The sequence below is a fragment of the Rhodococcus sp. NPDC004095 genome (genome assembly GCF_053604015.1).
In genome coordinates this window covers 331,131-351,227 of the sequence record NZ_JBSGGS010000005.1, presented here as the reverse complement: position 1 = coordinate 351,227, position 20,097 = coordinate 331,131, and the positions used below count along the sequence as shown (strand labels likewise).

Sequence of the window (20,097 nt, the reverse complement as noted above, 5' to 3'; positions counted from 1 at the left end):
GCTACTTCTTCGGCAGCTTGAGCTGGGACAGGTCGAGGCCCTCGAGGCCGGGCGGCAGCTCGTCGAGGCCCTTCGGCATCTTCGACAGGTCCATCCCGGCGGGCAGGCCCGGGAAGCCACCGGGGAATCCGCCCGGCATGCCCGGGAATCCTCCGCGGATCTTCGGCGGCGTGGGGCCCTTGCCGCCCTTCTTGCCCTTCTTGCCCTTCTTGGAGCGCTGGGTGCGGGCACCCGGCATCCCCATCCGGCCGGCCATCGCCGTCATCATCTTGCGGGCCTCGAAGAACCGGTCGACCAACTGGTTGACGTCGGAAACCTTGACACCCGAGCCGTTCGCGATCCGCAGCCGGCGGGACGCGTTGATGATCTTCGGGTTGGCGCGCTCGGCCGGGGTCATGCCGCGGATGATCGCCTGGATTCGGTCGAGCTGCTTGTCGTCGACCTGGGCGAGGGCGTCCTTCATCTGCCCGGCACCGGGCAGCATGCCGAGCAGGTTGCCGATCGGGCCCATCTTGCGGACGGCCATCATCTGCTCGAGGAAGTCCTCGAGGGTGAGTTCGCCGGAGCCGATCTTCTGTGCGGCGGCCTCGGCCTGCTTGGCGTCGAAGACCTGCTCGGCCTGCTCGATCAGCGTGAGCACGTCGCCCATGCCGAGGATCCGGCTCGACATCCGGTCCGGGTGGAAGACGTCGAAGTCCTCGAGCTTCTCGCCGGTGGACGCGAACATGATCGGCTTGCCGGTGATCTCGCGGACGCTCAGCGCGGCGCCACCGCGGGCGTCACCGTCGAGCTTGGTCAGGACGACGCCGGTGAACCCGACGCCGGACTGGAACGCCTCGGCGGTGTGCACGGCGTCCTGACCGGTCATCGCGTCGAGGACGAACAGGACCTCGTCGGGCTGCACGGCGTCGCGGATGCCTGCGGCCTGCGCCATCAGCTCCTCGTCGATGCCGAGGCGACCGGCGGTGTCGACGATGACCACGTCGAAGTGCTTGGCGCGGGCCTCCTCGACGCCGCGGCGGGCCACGTCGACCGGGTCGGCCGCGGACTGGCCGAGCTCGTTCTCCCCGCCGCCGATCGAGGTGCCGGGGTGCGGTGCGAACACCGCGGCCCCGGCCCGCTCACCGACAATCTGAAGCTGGTTGACCGCACCCGGACGCTGCAGGTCACACGCCACCAGCAGCGGAGTGTGGCCCTGCCCGGTCAGCCACGACGCGAGCTTGCCCGCGAGGGTGGTCTTACCGGAACCCTGCAGACCGGCGAGCATGATCACCGTGGGAGGGGTCTTTGCGAACTGCAGCCGGCGCGTCTCACCACCGAGGATCCCGACCAGTTCCTCGTTGACGATCTTGACGACCTGCTGGGCCGGGTTCAGCGCACCGGAGACCTCGGCGCCCTTCGCGCGCTCCTTGATCCTGGCGATGAAGGACCGGACGACCGGCAACGCGACATCGGCCTCGAGCAGGGCGAGCCTGATCTCCCTGCACGTTGCGTCGATGTCGGCGCCGGACAGCCGGCCCTTGCCGCGCAGGTCCTTGAGGGCACCTGTCAACCTGTCGGAAAGGGATTCGAACACCGATCGAGCTCCTGGCTGTGAGACGGGGCGGTCTGGACTGGCTGTCCGCGGACACTTCCGTCCAGACTAGCCGCTGCCGGCCATGCTTCCCTCCTCCCCGTCCTTCTTGGCCGGGGCCGGTGCGGGCACCACCGCCAGGATCGCGGTCTCCAGGTCCTCCCGGGTCACCCGGGAGTCGCCCTCGCCGAGGTGCAGGCAGAACGCGTCCACGACCGCGTTGCCCAGGGTGGCGACCTTCGCCCACCGCACGTCCGCGCCGTGCTGTTCGAGGGTGGCAGCGAGCCTGCACAGCAGGCCCAGCCGGTCCTCGGTGCGCAGCTCGACGATCACCTGACCGTCGACGGCCGTCTCGAACCAGATGATCCGCGGCGGCGCCTGCGCGTACTGCACCGGCACGCCCGCGACGCCGAGCTCGAGCGCCTGCTCCTCGTTGGCGACCCGTTCCTTCTCCGCCAGCATCGCCACCAGGTCCAGCTCCCCGGCGGTGGCACGGATCAACTCCTGCCGCAGCAGCCCCGCCTGCGGCGGGGCCCCGAACCGGGGCGAGACGGTGAAGGAGTTGACCGCCGATCCCTGATGACTGCCGACCGAGGCCGACAACACCCGCAGCGAGTGCAGGGCCAGCACCCCGGCGGCATCGGACAGCAGCCCGGGCACGTCCGGCGCGATCACCGTCACCGTGTACGTGTGCGGGCCCTCGGCGGGCGCCAGCATCACGTGCACGCCCCCGGTCTCGGCCAGCGCCGCGTGCTCGGGGTCGACCGGGTCCGGCTCCGGCAACGTCTCACCGGCCATCACCAGCCGGCAGCGCCGCACCAGTTCACCGATCAGCGACGCCTTCCAGTCCCCCCACACGCCGGGACCGGTCGCCAGCGAATCCGCCTCGGCGAGCGTGTACAGCAGCTCAAGCAGCACCGAGTCGTGTCCGAGCGCGTCCGCGACCATCTGCACGGTCGCGGGGTCGTCGAGGTCGCGTCGGGTCGCCGTGTCCGGCAGCAGCAGGTGGTGCCGGACCATCGCGCTGAGCAGCGCGACATCGGATGGCCACAGCCCGAGCCGGTTGCCGATCTGGTTGGCCAGCTCGGCACCGACCACGCTGTGGTCGCCGCCGCGCCCCTTCCCGATGTCGTGCAGGAGCGCCCCCAGAAGCAGCAGGTCGGGACGGGTGACGCGGGTGGTGAAGGACCCGACCTGCACCGCGGTCTCGACCAGGTGCCGGTCGACGGTCCAGGTGTGCACCGCGTCCCGCGGCGGCAGGTCCCGCACCGCGCCCCACTCGGGCAGCAGCCGCCCCCACAGGCCGGTGCGGTCCAGGGCCTCGATGACCGCGGCCATCCGCGGACCCGAACCCAACAGCACCAGGAGGTCGCCCAGCGCCTCCTTCGGCCAGGGTTCCCGCAGCTCCGGGGCGCTGTCGGAGAGCCGCCCCAGGGTGGACGACGAGATCGGCATGCCGGTCTGGGCGGCCGCCGCGGCGACCCGCATGATCAGCCCCGGGTCCTTGTTCGGTTTCGCGTCGCGGGCGAGCACCACCTCCCCCGCGTGCTGCACGACGCCCTCGTCGAGGGGCCGGCGCACCGGCACCCGCCGCAGTCGGGCCAGTCCCCGCCGAGGCAGACCGTTGGCCGCGGTGCGCAGTCCGACGTCCACCGAGTAGCCGATGGTGCGGGCGGAGTCGCTCAGAGTCCGAGCCAGATCGAACCGGTCGCCGATCCGCAGCGCGGCGCCGATTTCGTCGGCGTCCTGTGCCCGCACCTGGTCCCGGCCCCGGCCCGCGACCCGGTGCAGTTCGGTTCGGACGTCGAGCAGCCGGTCGTGCGCGGCGTCCAGACCGCCGCCGGGGGCGTCCGGACCGAGGCTCGTCGCGGCGTCGGTCAATTGCGCGATCGCCAACGCGTCGAGCAGCTGGACGTCCCGGAGGCCGCCGCGACCGTTCTTGACGTCCGGTTCGGCGCGGTGCGCGATCTCGCCGCTGCGCGACCACCGTGCCTGCGTCATCTCCACCAGCTCGTCGAAGCGCGACCGGATTCCGGTCCGCCACTGCCGCCGCACCCCACCGATCAGCAGGTTGGTCAGTTCCGCGTCACCGGCGATGTGACGGGCCTCGAGCAGGCCCATCGCCGCGGTCAGGTCCGTGGACGCCACCTGCAGCGCCTGCGGCACCGTCCGCACGCTGTGGTCGAGCTTGATGTTCGCGTCCCACAGCGGATACCAGAGGCAGTCCGCCACCTGGGACACGATGTCGGCATCCATGTCGTCGTGCAGCAGCACCAGGTCGAGATCCGAGTACGGCAGCAACTCCCGCCGTCCCAGTCCCCCGACCGCGACGATCGCGAACCCGCTGTCCGGAGTGATGCCGAGTTCCGTCCCCTTGGTCGTCAACCAGAACTCGTGCAGTTCGACCATGGCCTGACGCAACGTCGCCGCGTCGAGCCGGCGCGACCGGGGCCCTCGGTCCAGCAGCTGTTTCCGGGCCCGAGCCAGGTCGTCGGCGGCGACGATGTGCGCATGTGCTTCGTGGGCCGCAGACGCGGGTGGCCCCGACCCCGCCGACAGTGCGACGGGATCGGGGCCACCGAAAGCGGACCCAGTCGGGTCAGATTGCATCCGCACCCCGTTCGCCGGTCCGAACCCGGACGACGGAATCCACGGGGCTCACCCAGACCTTGCCGTCACCGATCTTGCCGGTGCGTGCGGCCTCGACGATCACCTCGACGACCTTGTCGACTGCACCGTCGTCGACGACGACCTCGACGCGGACCTTCGGGACGAAGTCCACCGAGTACTCCGCTCCGCGGTACACCTCGGTGTGGCCCTTCTGGCGGCCGTAGCCCTGGACCTCGCTGACGGTCATGCCCAGCACGCCTGCCTGCTCGAGCCCGGTCTTGACGTCCTCGAGAGTGAACGGCTTGACGATTGCGGTGATGAGCTTCATTGTTTTCATGCCTCCCTGACGGACGTGCGCACCGGTGCCGAGATTGCCGAACCTGCTGAGACTCCACCAAGAGCGACGAAGTCGTACGCATTTTCGGCGTGCTCAGTATCGTCCAGACCACGGGCCTCGGCCTCGTCACTCGCCCGGAGACCGATCGTGTACTTCACGATGAGCGCGACGATGGTCGTGGCGACGAGCGAGTACAGCAGGACCGCGCCCGCACCGACCGCCTGACGCCACAGCTGGTCGAAGCCACCACCGTAGAACAGGCCGTCGACCGCGGCCGGGGCCTCCGCCGTGGCGACGAAACCGACCATCAGGGTGCCGACGATGCCGCCGACCAGGTGCACACCGACGACATCGAGCGAGTCGTCGAAGCCGAAGCGGTACTTCAGTCCGACGGCGAGGGCACACAGCACGCCGGCGACGACACCGATGGCAAGGGCACCGAGCACGTTGACCGAGGAGCAGGACGGGGTGATCGCGACGAGGCCGGCGACGATGCCCGACGCGCCACCGAGGGTGGTCGCGTGGCCGTCACGGATCCGCTCGACGAGCAGCCAGGCCAGCATCGCGGCAGCGGTCGCGACGAGCGTGGTGACGAAGGCGGCACCGGCGATCCCGTTCGAGCCCACCGCGGACCCGGCGTTGAAACCGAACCAGCCGAACCACAGCAGGGCGGCACCGAGCATGACGAACGGCAGGTTGTGAGGACGGAACGGGGTGGTCGGCCATCCGCGGCGCTTGCCGAGGACCAGCGCCAGGACCAGGCCGGCGATACCGGCGTTGATGTGCACCGCGGTGCCACCGGCGAAGTCGATCGCCTTGAGCTTGTTCGCGATCCAGCCACCGGTCTCGGCGGTCACACCGTCGAAGGAGAACACCCAGTGTGCGACCGGGAAGTACACGATCGTCGCCCACAGGCCGGCGAACAGCAGCCACGGACCGAACCGCAGGCGATCGGCGACGGCGCCGGAGATCAGCGCGACGGTGATGATCGCGAACATCGCCTGGAAGGCGACGAACACCGTCGCGGGAATGGTGCCCACGAGCGGGATCGCGGCGGCGGCGCCGGTCTCGGCATCGGCGAGGTAGGAGCCACCGAACAGACCCTTGAGTCCGAAGAACTGGGTCGGATCGCCGATCAGGCCGCCTTTGTCGTCACCGAAGGCCATCGAGTAGCCGTACAGGGCCCAGAGCACACCGACGACGCCCATCGCGCCGATGCTCATCATGATCATGTTCAGGACGTTCTTCGCGCGAACCATGCCGCCGTAGAAGAACGCGAGACCCGGCGTCATCAACAACACCAGCGCGGCGCTCATCAGCATCCACGCGGTGTCACCGGCGTCCGGCGCTCCGATAGTCGGGAATTCCACCTTGTGCCTCCTCCTTCTGTCGCCCCGCGTGCTCGCGGCTTTTCGACTTAAGGAGAAGACTGCTCACCTGGTGTTTCGGCTGTGACGCTCCGGTGTTTCGAGCAAGTGAACGCATCCCGGAACTCTGTTGCTTTCAGGTTTCGTCGTGAAATCCGCCGACAACAGAGTCCGGGACGGGCGGCGGTCAGCCGAGGAGCGCGTCGACGAACGCCTCCGGTTCGAACGGGGCGAGGTCGTCGGCGCCCTCACCGAGGCCGACCAGCTTCACCGGGACGCCCAGTTCGTGCTGCACCTGGAAGACGATTCCGCCCTTGGCCGTGCCGTCCAGCTTGGTGAGCACCACACCGGTGATGTCGACGACCTCCGCGAACACCCGGGCCTGGACCAGGCCGTTCTGACCGATCGTGGAGTCGAGGACCAGCAGCACCTCGTCGACCTTGGCCCGCTTCTCGACGACCCGCTTGACCTTGCCGAGCTCGTCCATCAGGCCGGTCTTGGTGTGCAGGCGACCCGCGGTGTCGACGATGACGACGTCGACGCCGGTCTCGATGCCCTTGGTGACCGAGTCGAAGGCGATGGCGGCCGGATCGGCGCCCTCCTTGCCGCGGACCACCTCGGCACCGACCCGCTCCGCCCACGTCTGCAGCTGGTCCGCGGCGGCGGCACGGAAGGTGTCCGCGGCGCCGAGCAGCACCCGGCGTCCGTCTGCGACGAGCACCCGGGCGAGCTTGCCCGTGCTGGTCGTCTTGCCGGTGCCGTTGACGCCGACCACCAGAAGCACGCCGGGCGTGGCGTCGTGCGGCAGCGCCCGGATGGAGCGGTCCATCTCCGGGTGCAGCGCGTCGACGAGAACCTTGCGCAGCATCGCCCGGGCCTGAGCCTCCGTCTTGACCGTGCCGGACGCGATCTCCGCGCGCAGCTTGCCGACGACCTCCTCGGTGACCGCACTGCCCAGGTCCGCGATGATCAGCGTGTCCTCGATCTCCTCCCAGGAGTCCTCGTCGAGGTCACCGCCGCCGAGCAGGCCGAGCAGCGACTTGCCGACAGCATTCTGGGAGCGGGACAGCCGGCCGCGCAGACGGCCGAGACGGCCCTCGGTCGGCGCGATCTCCTCGATCGCGGGCGCCGCGGGAGCTTCCGGCGCGGGGGCGGTGATCGTCGGCGCGACCTCGGGCTCGGGCGCGACGACCTCGGGAGCAGCCGGGGCCTCCACCGGCGGCTCGGCGACCTCCGGCTCGGCAACCTTCTCGACTACCTCGGGCTCGGCAACCTCCGGCTCGGCGACCGGCTCCTCGGCAACCTCCGGCTCGGCAACCGACACCTCGGCAACCTCCGGCTCGGCAACCTCCGGCTCGGCGACCTCCGGCTCGGCGACCGGCTCCTCGGCAACCTCCGGCTCGGCCACGGGAGCCTCGGCGGGCTTTTCGACCAGCGGCTTCTCGACGATCTTGGGCTCGACCGGGACCGGCTGCGGCTTCGGGGGCGCAGTTGCCGTGGAGCCCTCGCTGAAATTGAACCCGCCGGCCGACTTGTACCCGCCGGAGCGGTCCTTCGCTTCGCCGAGCGCCTCGGGCTGTTCGGACTTCGGCGTCAGGCTGACCTGCCGCCGGCGGTACAGCACCGTACCGACGACGAGTGCAACGATGAGGACGGCCAGTACGGCCGCGATGGCGATCCAAGCTCCGGTAGTCACCGACCCATACTCTCAGGCCGGGACGGCGGTGGTGAACCGCGGTGAGGCGGGCGAGCGGGAACGGTCAGTCGGCAGTGGGCGCCGAGAGGGCCGGGAACCAGATGTCGGTGAGCACCTCGGCGGCCCGCTCGGCCGAGACGTCGATCGTCCCCTGCATCGCCCAGCGGGTGAAGAACCGCTCCAACTGGGTCGACAGGAGTTCGACCCGCAGGCGCGCCTCGTCACGGCTCGACTCGGGCCATCGCGCCAGGTAGTTCGTCATTGCATTGGGCAGGGCCAGCATTCCGTCCCTCGCGATCGCCGCGAACTCGGGTTCGAGCACCGTCGCCTCGTCCCATGCCCGAAGCATCTCCCGGTACTCCCGGAACCACTCGATGGCCCGGGTGATCCAGCCGGTGAACTCCTCGCGCGATCCGGTGTCGAGGACGCGGTCGAGATCCTGGTAGATCGCCAGTGTGCTCGGCACCGTGCCCTCTTCGCTGAGTGCGCGCAGGACGTCCACCTTGCCCGGGAAGTGCAGGTAGAAGGTCGCCCTGCTGCAACCCACCTCCGCGGCGATGTCGTCGACGGTGACCGCCGCGTACCCCCGGGCGCCGAAGTGCGACCGCGCGGCGTCGAGCAGTCTCGCTCGGGTTGCCCGCTTCTGCTCGTCGCGCAGGGTTCCCCTTCTCGCCTTCCCTGCACCGGTCGACTTGCTCGCCACGTCCGCCATGACGCTGACACTACCCCGCACCTACTCAATCGACGCAACGACATTCACAGTGCGTTTCGTTAGTCACTTGACACACCGTCAGTAAACCTGTTCTATGGCGCATGTCACACCGATTGGGCTTCACCGAGCATCCTCCGACGGTGGTGGCGCGACCGTCGATCCCGCGCCTGCCCACCCCGCGCAGAGAGAAACATCGTCATGAAGAGCACCCCGCTACCTCGCGTCTGCATCATCGGCGCAGGACCGTCCGGAATCACGACCGCGAAACGGCTCAAGGACTTCGGCATCCCCTACGACTGCTTCGAGGCCTCCGACGAGGTCGGCGGCAACTGGTACTACAAGAATCCCAACGGAATGTCGGCCTGCTACCAGAGCCTGCACATCGACACCTCCAAATGGCGGCTCGCGTTCGAGGACTTTCCGGTCCCCGCCGAGTGGCCCGACTTCCCGCACCATTCGCTGCTGTTCCAGTACTTCAAGGACTACGTCGCCCACTTCGACCTGCGGGACACGATCACGTTCAACACCTCCGTCGAGCACGCCGAACGGGGAGACGACGGGTTGTGGACCGTCACGTTGTCCACCGGCGAGACGCGCACCTACGACGCGCTGATCGTGTGCAACGGGCACCACTGGGATCCGCGGACCCCGGACTACCCCGGCGAGTTCGACGGCACGCTGATCCACAGCCACGAGTACAACGACCCGTTCGACCCGATCGACATGCGCGGCAAGAACGTCGTGGTGGTCGGGATGGGCAACTCCGGCCTCGACATCGCGTCCGAACTCTCCCAGCGGTTCCTCGCCAAGAAACTGACGGTCTCGGCGCGCCGTGGCGTCTGGGTGCTGCCCAAGTACCTCAAGGGCACGGCCGGCGACAAGATGACGATGCCCGCGTGGATTCCCCGCCCCGTCGGCCTCGCTCTCAAGCGACGCTTCCTGAACAAGAACCTCGGCCCCATGGAGGGCTACGGCCTGCCTAAGCCCGACCACCAGCCCTTCGAGGCGCACCCGTCCGCCAGCGGCGAGTTCCTCGGCAAGGCGGGCTCGGGCGACATCGCGTTCAAGCCGGCCATCACCGCGCTGGAGGGCAAGCAGGTGCGTTTCGCCGACGGGAGCACCGAGGACGTCGACGTGATCGTCTGCGCGACCGGCTACCACATCAGCTTCCCGTTCTTCACCGATCCGAACCTGTTGCCCGACAGCGAGAACCGCTTCCCGCTGTTCAAGCGGATGATGAAGCCCGGCATCGACAATCTGTTCTTCATGGGCCTCGCGCAGCCGATGCCGACCCTGGTGAACTTCGCCGAGCAGCAGAGCAAGCTCGTCGCCGCCTACCTCGCCGGCAAGTACCTGCCCCCGTCGCCCAGCGAGATGCAGTCCGTCCTCTCCGCCGACGAAAAGTACTACCTCGGCCCCTACTACGAATCCCCGCGACACACCATCCAGTGCGAGTTCGACCCCTACGTGCGAAACCTGAAGAAGGAAATCGCCGACGGCGGCAAACGCGCCCGGGCCGCCGGCAACGTGTTGCCCGTTCCCGCTCGCGCGCTGCAGAACGCCTGATAAGGAGATTCGATGACACTGACACAGGGACTCTGCGCGGAGGGCTTCGAGCCGGTTCGCGAGGCACTCGAGCTGCAGCTCGCCTCCGGCGAGGAGCTCGGGGCGTCCATCTGCGTGACCGTCGACGGCGAACCCGTCGTCGACATCTGGGGCGGTCACACCGACATCGACCGCACAGCCGCCTGGCAGCGGGACACCATCGTCAACGTCTTCTCGATCACCAAGACGATGACCGCGCTCAGCGCGCTGCTGCTCGTGGACCGCGGCGTTCTCGACCTGAACGAGAAGGTCGCGCACTACTGGCCCGAGTTCGGAGCGAACGGCAAGGCGGACATCGAGATCCGGCACCTGCTCTCGCACACCTCCGGTGTGTCCGGCTGGGAACGGCCGATCGAACTCGAGGACGTCTACGACCACGAGTCCGCCGCCGCCCGACTGGCCGCGCAGGCCCCGTGGTGGGAGCCGGGCACCGCGTCCGGCTATCACGCGCTCAACTACGGGCACCTGATCGGCGAGGTCGTCAGGCGAATCGACGGACGCACCCTGGGCCGGTTCTTCGCCGAGGAACTGGCCGGACCACTGGACGCGGACTTCCACATCGGTACCGGCCCCGAGCATTTCGGCCGGATCGCGCCGCTGATGCCGCCGCCCGCGCTCGAGTTCGACATGGCGACCCTCGACCAGGACAGCATCCTGGTCAAGACGCTCACCTGCCCGCTGCTCGACTACGAGCGCACCTCGGACCCGCAGTGGCGCCAGGCCGAGATCGGGGCCGTCAACGGTCACGGCAACGCTCGATCGATCGCCCGACTGCAGTCGATCGTCTCCGGCGGCGGCGTCCTCGACGGCCGGACCTGGCTGTCGCCGGACACCGTCGAGGCGATCTTCCGGGAGCAGTCCAACGGTCTGGACCTGGGAATCATGACGCCGCTGCGGTTCGGGATCGGTTACGGACTGCCGCACGCACAGACGGCGCCCGCAGTTCCCGACGGCAAGGTCTGCTGGTGGGCCGGGGTCGGTGGGTCGTTCGTCGTCAACGACGTCGACCGGGGAATCACCTTCGCGTATGCGATGAACAAGATGGCGCCGGGGCTCATCGGTTCCGACCGTGCCGACGCCTACCTGAATGCGACCTTCGAGGCGGTGGCGTGATGCGCGCACTACAACTGACCGATCCCGGCGTGGTCGAGATCCGGGAGGTCCCGGTTCCGGAGATCGGCCCGTCGGACCTGCTGATCCGGGTCGGCGCGGCCGGGATCTGCCACTCCGACCTTCACCTGCTGCACTTCCCGGTGAAGATGCGGGAGGAGCCGCTCACCCTCGGGCACGAGATCGCAGGCACCATCGAAGCGGTCGGCAGCGAGGTGGACGGCCGCCACACCGGCGAACGCGGGATCGTCTACCTGTGCTGGTCGTGCGGCGTCTGCCGCGAGTGCGTCAGCGGCAACGAGAACGTCTGCCTGGCCGCGGGCCGGACCGCCATGCCGCCATGCCCCGGGCTCGGCCCGGACGGCGGCATGGCCGAGTACGTCCGGATCCCGGCCCGGTCGTTCGTCCCGATCGGCGACCTGGACTTCCTGCAGGCGGCACCGATGGCGGACGCCGCGCTGACCAGCTACCACGCGATCCGTGGGGCCCGGGACCACCTGCGCCCCGGGTCGACCGCGGTGGTGATCGGCGTCGGCGGGCTCGGGCACGTCGCCGTGCAGATCCTCGGCGCGGTGAGCGCCACCCGGATCGTCGCGGTCGATGTCGGCGCGACGCAGCTCGAACTCGCGAAGCGGTGCGGCGCCGACATCACTCTCGAGTCCGGGCCGGACACCGCCCGTCAGATCCTCGAGCTCACCGAGGGACGCGGCGCGGATGCGGTGTTCGACTTCGTGGGGATCGACGCCACCGCACGGATGTCGGTCGAGTCGGTGGCCCCCAACGGCGCCTACCGGATGGTCGGCCTCGGCGGCGGGGTCCCGGGAGTGACGGCCGAACCGTCCGGTGGCCCCGGCTGGCCGTGGGGCGCGTCGGTCCGGAAGTCGTACGGCGGCACCAGGAGCGACCTCGTCGACTCGATCGCACTGGCGCAGGCGGGCCGGCTGACCGTGGAGGTCGACAGGTTCGACCTCGCCGATGCCCGGACCGCGTTCGACCGCCTCGAAGCGGGGACGATTCGTGGTCGTGCCGTCCTCATCCCCTGACGTGAACCCAGTGATCGAAAGGAACGACAATGACGAAACCCGTTGACCCGCAGGCGTACATCGCATCCGTGATGGCCGGGCTGACGGGCCCGGGCGGACGGTTCGAACTCGGCACCGAGGATGTTCTCGGCACCGAGATCCCCGTGATGAGGAACCGGGACCGCGCACTCGGGGATGTCCTCGCTGCCTCGCTCGCCCACGGTGACCGCGACTATCTGGTCACCGAGGATCGCCGCATGAGCTACGCGGAGCACGGCCGGGCCGCGTACGCGCTGGCGCGAGCGCTGCGCGAGCGCTACGGCGTCGACCCGGGTGACCGCATCGGCATCCTCGCCGCCAACACACCCGAGTGGGTTGTGTCGTTCTGGGGCACCCAGGCCCTCGGCGCGATCGCCGTCGGCTTCAACGCCTGGTGGGCTCCACGCGAGATCGAGTACGGGGTCACGCACACCCGGCCCACCGTGGTGATCGTCGACAGCAAGCGCGCCGAACTGCTCCGCGAACTCGACCTCCGGATCACCGTCCTGACCATGGAGCGCGACATTCCCCGGCTCATCGAGGAATTCGCCGGCGGCGAGCTCCCGCACGCCGAGGTGGCCGAGGACGACCCGGCCGTGATCCTGTACACCAGCGGGACCAGCGGCCGCCCCAAGGGTGCGGTGCACTCGCACCGGAACCTGCTTGCAGTCATCGACTACCACCGGTACAGCGACGCGCTCGCCGCCGCGTTCGCGGGCGCCCCGATCGGCGACGGCCCGAGCGACCTGCGGTACCTGCTGACCTCGCCGCTGTTCCACATCGCCAGCCTGCACAATCTGGTCGTCCCGCGACTGGCCACCGGCGGGGCCGTCGTGATCCACCAGGGCTCGTTCGACGTGGACCGCGTACTGCGACTGGTCGAGCGCGAGAAGGTCAGCAACTGGGGCGCGGTCCCCACCATGGCGAACCGGCTGCTCGAGCACGACGGGCTCGACAGGTACGACCTGTCGTCGCTGACCGCGTTCGCCCTGGCATCCGCGCCGTCCTCCCCCGCGTTCCAGCAGCGGCTGCGGGAGAAGCTGCCGTTCGCCAGGGGCGCCCTGGTGGACAGCTACGGGCTCACCGAGTGCAGCACCGCGGTGTCCGTCGCGACGCCGATGGACCTGCAGGCGTTCCCGGGCACACTGGGGCGGCCGATCATCGGCGTCACCGTGCAGGTGCGGGACCCGCTCGGCGACCCGGTTCCCGACGGCGTGGAGGGCGAGATCTGTGTCCGCAGCCCCTACGTGATGCTGGGCTACTGGGAGGACGACACCGCGACCGCGGCCTCGATCACCCCCGACCGGTGGCTGCGGACCGGCGACTTCGGCGTCCTCGAGAACGGCATGGTCCGCCTGACCGGACGGCGCTCCGACCTGATCCTGCGCGGAGGCGAGAACATCTACCCGGTGGAGATCGAGCAGTGCCTCGACGAGCACCCCGAGGTCCTCGAGTGCGCGGTGATCGGGGTGGCGCACCCCGACCTCGGCCAGGAGGTCGCCGCGGTGATCGTGGTCCGCGACGGAGCCTCGGTGACCGAAGACGAGTTGCGCGAGTTCGCGGCCGAACGACTGGCCTACTTCAAGGTTCCGGCCCGCTGGCGGATCACCACCACTGCGTTGCCCCGCAATGCAACCGGCAAGACGATGCGCACCGAGGTGGTCCTCTGATGGAGCCCCGGTCGGCAACCACCACACGACGAGAATGGAGTGGTCTGCGATGACCTACGACGTCATCATCAAGAACGGCCTGTGGTTCGACGGCACCGGCGCACGACCCGAGACCCGCAACCTCGGCATCCGTGACGGCCGGGTCGCGGCCGTCACGGATGCCGCGCTCGACGAGGCGGACTGTCCGCAGGTGGTCGACGCCGCCGGGAAATGGGTCATCCCGGGCATCGTCGACATCCACACCCACTACGACGTCGAGGTCATCCTTAGTCCGGGGCTCACGGAGTCGGTGCGGCACGGCGTCACCTCGATCTTCCTGGGGTCGTGCTCGCTGTCGGCCGTCCATGCCGGCCCCTCCGACGCGGGCGACCTGTTCGGCCGCGTCGAGGCCATCCCGCGCAAATTCGTGGTCGAGACGCTCACCGAGTCCAAGAACTGGACCTCGGCGCACGAGTACGTCGAGGCGATCGAGGCGCTGCCGCTGGGCCCGAACGTGGCCTCCTTCATCGGCCATTCGGACATCCGTGCCGCGCAGATGGGCCTGGACCGGGCGACCCGTAAGGACGTCAAGCCCACTCCGGCCGAACTCGACGCGATGGCGGCCAAGCTCGAGGAAGCGCTCGACGCCGGGTTCATCGGCATGTCCTCGCAGGAACTGCTGTTCGACAAGCTCGACGGCGAGACCTGCCGGTCCCGCACGCTGCCGTCCACGTACTCGACGCGGAAGGAACGTCGTAGGCTCACCTCGATCCTGCGGCGGCGGGGCCGGGCATTGCAGGCCGGCCCGGACGTGGGCCGCCCGCAGTCCATGGTCGCGTTGGCGCTGAGCAGCGTGGGGCTCTTCCGCCGCCCGTTGAAGGTGAGCCTCCTGTCGGCCGCCGACGTGAAGGCGATACCGGGGATCGCACAGGTCTTCCCGGCGATGGCGCGGGCAGTCAACGGGCTGCGGGGCGACTTCCGGTGGCAGCACCTTCCCGTGCCGTTCGAGGTGTACTCCGACGGTATCGACCTGCCGGTGTTCGAGGAGTTCGGGTCCGGGGCCGCGGCGCTGGACCTGTCCAACCAACTGGAGGCGCGCAGCGCGCTGCTCGCCGACGAGTCCTACCGCCGCCGGTTCCGCAAGGACTACGACAAGAAGTACGGACCGCGGGTGTGGCACCGCGACTTCTTCGACGCCGAGATCGTCGAGTGCCCGGACCCGTCGGTGATCGGCAAGACGTTCGGTCAGGTCGGGGTCGACCGGGGTGGGGTCCATCCCGTCGACGCCTTCCTGGACCTGGTCGTCGAGTACGGGACCAAGGTGCGGTGGCGAACCACAATCTCGAACCACCGGCCGGAGGTGCTCAACAAGTTCGCCTCTGATCCCGGTATCCAGCTGGGCTTCTCCGATGCCGGCGCGCACCTGCGCAACATGGCCTTCTACAACTTCGGCCTCCGCCTGCTGCGTCGCGTCCGCGACGCCGAGCAAGCGGGGACACCGTTCATGTCCGTCGAGCAGGCGGTGCACCGGCTCACAGGCGAGCTCGCCGACTGGTACGGACTCGACGCCGGGCACCTGCGCGAAGGTGACCGGGCCGACGTGGTGGTGATCGACCCGACGCATCTCGACGCCTCGCTCGACGCCTATGCCGAGTGCCCGGTCCCCGAGTACGACGGTCTCTCCAGGATGGTGAACCGGAACAACGACGCAGTGACCGCGGTGTTCGTCCGCGGCGAATGCGTCGTCCGGGACGGACAACCGACGACCGTCCTCGGCAGCCGACGGACCGGACGGTTCCTGCGTGCCGGAGAGCGCGCCGCCCGATGATCCGACACCATGTGACAACCGAGCGGGAGGCGATTCTGTGAGCAGTGGACGATTTTCGGGGCGGACCGCCGTGGTCACCGGGGCAGCATCCGGTATCGGCGAGGCGATCGCGTCGCGGCTGCTCGCCGAGGGCGCGACGGTGGCGGGCATCGACCTCGCGACCGATCGCCTCGAGCGGATGGCGGAGGATTTCGGCACCGCGTTTCTGCCCACCCCTGCCGATGTGACCGTGGAGGTGGAGGTCGAATCCGCTCTCGCCGCCGCGGCGTCGAGGTTCGGCCGGGTGGACCTCGCGTTCAACGTCGCAGGCGCCTCCCGAGTCGGTGCGATCGTCGACCTCGACGAGGCGGACTGGGACTTCACCGTCGACCTCGTGCAGAAGGGCGTGTTCCTGTGCACCAAGCACGAGGCCAGGCACATTCGCGCAGGCGGTCGCGGCGGCGCGATCGTGAACGTCGCATCTCTCAACGCCCACGTGCCGATGCCGGCGGGCAGCCCCTACTCGACGGGCAAGGCCGGCGTGGAAATGTTCAGCAAGACGGCAGCGGTCGAGCTGGCCCCCGACGGAATCCGGGTGAACGTAGTGCTTCCGGGACTGGTCGACACGCCGCTGGTCGCCCCGGTGATGGCGTACGAGCCCGCGCGCGAGATGTTCCTCGAACGCATCCCGGTGGCGCGGGCGGCCACGCCGGAGGAGATCGCCGGGCCGTGCCTCTACCTGGCCAGCGACGACGCGACCTATGTCACCGGCGCGAGCCTGGTCGTCGACGGCGGCTGGGAGCTGTCCAACTATCCCGACCTCCGCCGGCTCGGGTGACCCGGGCCGCCCCCTGCTAGACCCCTTTTCACCGAATGTGGGATTCGGTCACTTGAAGTGACCGAATCCCACATTCGGTGGTTCCGGGGGGTGGCTCACCCGTCAGGCCGGGTCCGGGACGGGCTCTGCTGCCGCGAGGTTCTGTCCACGCAGGCGTTGCGAGATCACCTGGGTGATGCCGTCGCCGCGCATGCTGACGCCGTACAGGGCGTCCGCGATCTCCATGGTCGGCTTCTGGTGTGTGATCACGATCAGCTGTGACTTCTCCCTCAGCTGCTCGAACAGCCCGATCAGCCGGCGCAGGTTGGTGTCGTCGAGCGCCGCCTCAACCTCGTCCATCACGTAGAACGGGGACGGCCGGGCCCGGAAGATGGCGACCAGCATCGCGACCGCGGTGAGCGACTTCTCGCCGCCGGAGAGCAGCGACAGCCGCTTGACCTTCTTGCCGGGCGGGCGGGCCTCGACCTCGATGCCGGTGGTGAGCATGTCGCCCGGGTCGGTGAGGACCAGTCGGCCCTCGCCACCGGGGAACAGCTTCGCGAACACCTGCACGAACTCGCGTTCGACGTCCGCGTAGGCCTCGGTGAACACCTGCAGGATGCGGGCGTCGACGTCGGCGACCACCCCGAGCAGATCCTTGCGGGCGTTCTTCACGTCCTCGAGCTGCGTGGACAGGAAGTTGTAGCGCTCCTCCAGTGCCGCGAACTCCTCGAGCGCCAGAGGGTTGACCTTGCCGAGCGTGGCGAGGTCCTTCTCCGCGCGCTTGGCCCGCCGCTCCTGACTAGCCCGGTCGTACGGCATCGGCGCGGGAGCGACCACCGCTTCCCCGCGCTCGCGGGCCTGCTCGTACTCGGCGATCTCGAGCGGCGACGGCGGCAGCGGCACATCGGGCCCGTACTCCGCGACCAGGTCGTCGAGGCCGATGCCGTGCTGTTCGGAGATCGCGGCCTCGAGCTGTTCGATGCGGGTCGCGGCCTGGGCGCGGGCCACCTCGTCGCGGTGCACGGCGTCGGTGAGTGCGGTCAGCTGCGCGGTGAGCTGCCGGACCCGTTCCTTGACGGTCTCGACCTGCTGTGCGCGATCGGTGCGTTGACGGGTCAGGTCGTCGCGGTGTGCGAGGGCCGCCGCGACGACGGTGTCCAGGTGGGCGGCGACCTTCGCGCCGGACTCGGCGACCGCGGCGGCGACCGCGGCGGCGTTCTTGCGCGCCGCCATCGCCCGCTCGGCCCGTGCCCGCGATTCGCGTTCGGCGCGGGCGGCGCGGCGCAGCCCGTCGGCCTTGCCGCGCACCGATTCCGCACGCTCCTCCGCGGTGCGCAGCGCCAGCCGCGACTCGACCTCGACGGCGCGGACCTCGGCCAGCGCAGCAGCCGCGGCCTCGCGCTCCCCGCTGTCCGTGCCCACCTCGGTGCCGTCCCCGGACTGCTCCTGCTGCGCGAGGGTGAGCCGTTCCTCGAGGTCCCGCAGCGCAGTGATCGCGTCCTCGCGCCCGGTCTCGGCGGCCGTGCGCTGCGCTGTGAGCCGATCGGACTCGGCGTGTGCGGCGCGGGCCACCTGCCCGAGCCTGCCGAGCTGTTCGTAGATCGCGGACATCGCGGCGTCGGACTCGTGCAGCGCGGCGAGCGCCTCTTCCGCGGTCTCCGCGCGATCCGCCTGTTCGGCCAGCGCGCCCGCCAGTGCGGCGGTCAGGTCCTCGGACCGACGCTCGGCCTCGCCCAGCGCGACCGTGGACTGGTCGATCGCGGACTGCACCTCGAGCGTCGAGGGCCTGCGGTCGGAGCCGCCGATCACCCAGCCGGCCCCCGCCAGGTCGCCGGTCCGCGTGACGGCACGCCACTGCGGCCCGGCCGCGACGACTTCTGCCGCCGACCCGAGGTCGTCGACAACCACCACCGACCCGAGGAGCGCGGTGAGCGCGCCCCGCATCGATTCCGGGTGCTCGACCAGTTCGAGCGCGGCGCGCGCCCCAGCGGGCAGCCCGGCCGGCGCCGCCCCGGCGACCGGGGTGTCGGCGACCACCAGTGCCGCCCGTCCCCCGTCGGCCTGTTCCAGCGCCGACACTGCGGCGTGCGCGGCGCCGGTGGACTCGGCGGCGACGGCCTCGGCGGCCGGTCCGAGGGCGGCCGCGATCGCCACCTCGTACCCGGGAGTGATGCGCAACAGCCCGGCGAGCGGCCCGGCCAGCCCGTCACCGGACCGGTGTTCGAGCAGCCAGGCGGCGCCGTCCTTCTGCTGCAGGCCGATCGCCAGGGCGTCGATCCGGGCCCGCAGCGAGGCAACCTCCTGACCTGCGGCACGTTCGGCGTCCTGCAGTTCGGTGACACGCGCGCTCGCCGACTCGAGCGCGGTGACCGACCGTTCGTGGTGGGAGTCCAGGCCCAGCTCACCGGCGTCGAGTTCGTCGATTCGTTCCTGCACCGATTCGAATTCGGCCTGGGCCGCGTCGCCGCGGGCGCGGGCGTCGTCGATCGCGAGCGTCAGCCGGGCCACCTCGGCGTCGACCGAGTCGGCGCGGGTGCGCAGGGTGTCGACCTGGCCCGACAGCCGGGCGAGACCCTCGCGCCGGTCGGCCACGGCACGGACCGCGGCCAGGTGGGCCCGCTCGGCGGCGGCCGATGCCTCCTCGTACTCGGCGAGCTGTTCCTTCGCGGCGTCGAGGGTCGCCCGCGCGATCTCGACCGCCTCCTGCAGTTCCAGTTCCTCGGCGGCGACCCGATCGGCCTGGGCCTCCATCTGGTCCGGGTCCTGGCCCCGATGCGCGACCGGATCGCCGTCGAGGTGCCGGGCACGGTCGGTGGCGATCCGGACCGTGGCTCCGACACGTTCGGCGAGCGCCGAAAGCTGGAACCAGGTCTGGCCCGCGGCCTCGGCCCCCGGGGTCAGCCGGGCGAGAGCCTGCTCGTGGGAGCCGAGTTCCGCGGACCCGGCCTCCAGTTCGGCCTGCACGTGTTCCTGCTGGGCGCGGACGACCGCCTCGTTCTCCGACTGGGAGGCCAGCTCGGTGCGGCGGGTCACCAGGTCGTCGGCGGCCAGTCGCAACCGGGCGTCGCGGAGGTCGGCCTGCACGGTCTGCGCGCGGCGCGCCACCTCGGCCTGCCTGCCGAGCGGTTTGAGCTGGCGCCGCAGTTCGGCGGTCAGGTCGGTCAGGCGAGCCAGGTTCGCCTGCATCGAGTCGAGTTTGCGGACCGCCTTTTCCTTGCGTTTGCGGTGTTTGAGGACGCCGGCGGCCTCCTCGATGAACGCCCGCCGATCCTCGGGCCGGGATTCGAGGATCGCCGCGAGCCTGCCCTGCCCGACGATCACGTGCATCTCCCGGCCGATGCCGGAGTCGGACAGCAGTTCCTGCACGTCCATCAGACGGCAGGACGTGCCGTTGATCTCGTACTCACCGGCACCGTCGCGGAACATTCGCCGCGTGATCGACACCTCGGAGTACTCGATCGGCAGCGCGCCGTCGCTGTTGTCGATCGTCAACGTCACCTCGGCGCGGCCGAGCGCTGCCCGGCCGGTTGTGCCGGCGAAGATGACGTCCTCCATCTTGCCGCCGCGCAACGCCTTGGCGCCCTGCTCCCCCATCACCCAGGTCAGGGCGTCGAGAATGTTCGACTTCCCGGATCCGTTGGGGCCGACGACACAGGTGATGCCGGGTTCGAACCGCAGAGTCGTCGCGGAGGCGAAGGACTTGAATCCTTTCAGCGTCAGACTCTTGAGGTGCACAGCGGCTTAGATTAC

Annotated in this window: 13 protein-coding genes; 6 read left to right on the top strand and 7 right to left on the bottom strand. The window is 69.9% G+C overall.

Annotation, left to right across the window (positions count from 1 at the left end):
* Position 1 precedes the first annotated feature (1 nt).
* The 6 genes from ffh to ACWEPG_RS12260 all read right to left on the bottom strand — a co-directional run bounded on the left by ffh (position 2) and on the right by ACWEPG_RS12260 (position 8,295).
* Positions 2–1,576, bottom strand: a complete 1,575-nt coding sequence (gene ffh, locus ACWEPG_RS12285) for a signal recognition particle protein (RefSeq protein WP_450116901.1) — start codon at positions 1,574–1,576, stop codon at positions 2–4.
* Positions 1,577–1,642: 66 nt separating this feature from the next.
* Complete coding sequence (locus ACWEPG_RS12280) at positions 1,643–4,183, bottom strand: [protein-PII] uridylyltransferase (protein ID WP_450134407.1); 2,541 nt, start codon at positions 4,181–4,183, stop codon at positions 1,643–1,645.
* Positions 4,173–4,511, bottom strand: coding sequence for a P-II family nitrogen regulator (locus tag ACWEPG_RS12275; protein WP_450116903.1), 339 nt, complete (start codon positions 4,509–4,511; stop codon positions 4,173–4,175). Before ACWEPG_RS12275 ends, ACWEPG_RS12280 begins: the two co-directional genes overlap by 11 nt.
* 5 nt (positions 4,512–4,516) lie before the next feature.
* The gene (locus tag ACWEPG_RS12270; protein WP_450116904.1) at positions 4,517–5,890 is read right to left on the bottom strand and encodes an ammonium transporter; all 1,374 of its coding nucleotides are present in this window, start codon (positions 5,888–5,890) and stop codon (positions 4,517–4,519) included.
* Positions 5,891–6,074: 184 nt separating this feature from the next.
* Positions 6,075–7,583: a signal recognition particle-docking protein FtsY gene (gene ftsY / locus ACWEPG_RS12265; protein WP_450116905.1), complete on the bottom strand. Its 1,509-nt coding sequence runs from the start codon at positions 7,581–7,583 to the stop codon at positions 6,075–6,077.
* Between the two features lie 64 nt (positions 7,584–7,647).
* The gene (locus ACWEPG_RS12260; protein ID WP_450134405.1) at positions 7,648–8,295 is read right to left on the bottom strand and encodes a TetR/AcrR family transcriptional regulator; all 648 of its coding nucleotides are present in this window, start codon (positions 8,293–8,295) and stop codon (positions 7,648–7,650) included.
* A 198-nt stretch (positions 8,296–8,493) separates the two neighbouring features.
* On the opposite strand from ACWEPG_RS12260, the gene ACWEPG_RS12255 reads away from it, so the two are divergent.
* Genes ACWEPG_RS12255 through ACWEPG_RS12230 form a run of 6 tightly spaced genes read left to right on the top strand, consistent with a single transcriptional unit; the run spans position 8,494 to position 16,365 of the window.
* On the top strand, positions 8,494–9,861 hold the full coding sequence (locus ACWEPG_RS12255; protein WP_450116907.1) for a flavin-containing monooxygenase: 1,368 nt from the start codon (positions 8,494–8,496) through the stop codon (positions 9,859–9,861).
* Between the two features lie 12 nt (positions 9,862–9,873).
* Positions 9,874–11,013, top strand: a complete 1,140-nt coding sequence (locus ACWEPG_RS12250; protein ID WP_450116908.1) for a serine hydrolase domain-containing protein — start codon at positions 9,874–9,876, stop codon at positions 11,011–11,013.
* Complete coding sequence (locus ACWEPG_RS12245; protein WP_450116909.1) at positions 11,013–12,053, top strand: NAD(P)-dependent alcohol dehydrogenase; 1,041 nt, start codon at positions 11,013–11,015, stop codon at positions 12,051–12,053. Before ACWEPG_RS12250 ends, ACWEPG_RS12245 begins: the two co-directional genes overlap by 1 nt.
* A gap of 29 nt (positions 12,054–12,082) precedes the next feature.
* Complete coding sequence (locus tag ACWEPG_RS12240) at positions 12,083–13,741, top strand: class I adenylate-forming enzyme family protein (protein ID WP_450116910.1); 1,659 nt, start codon at positions 12,083–12,085, stop codon at positions 13,739–13,741.
* A 49-nt stretch (positions 13,742–13,790) separates the two neighbouring features.
* Positions 13,791–15,548, top strand: coding sequence for an N-acyl-D-amino-acid deacylase family protein (locus ACWEPG_RS12235; protein ID WP_450116911.1), 1,758 nt, complete (start codon positions 13,791–13,793; stop codon positions 15,546–15,548).
* Positions 15,549–15,585: 37 nt separating this feature from the next.
* Entirely contained in the window at positions 15,586–16,365 is a 780-nt protein-coding gene (locus ACWEPG_RS12230) for an SDR family NAD(P)-dependent oxidoreductase (protein WP_450116912.1), read from the top strand.
* Between the two features lie 102 nt (positions 16,366–16,467).
* On the opposite strand, the gene smc is transcribed toward ACWEPG_RS12230, so the two are convergent.
* Positions 16,468–20,082 carry a chromosome segregation protein SMC gene (smc, locus tag ACWEPG_RS12225; protein ID WP_450112244.1) on the bottom strand — a complete coding sequence of 1,205 codons (3,615 nt, stop codon included), beginning with the start codon at positions 20,080–20,082 and terminating at the stop codon, positions 16,468–16,470.
* Positions 20,083–20,097: the final 15 nt, after the last annotated feature.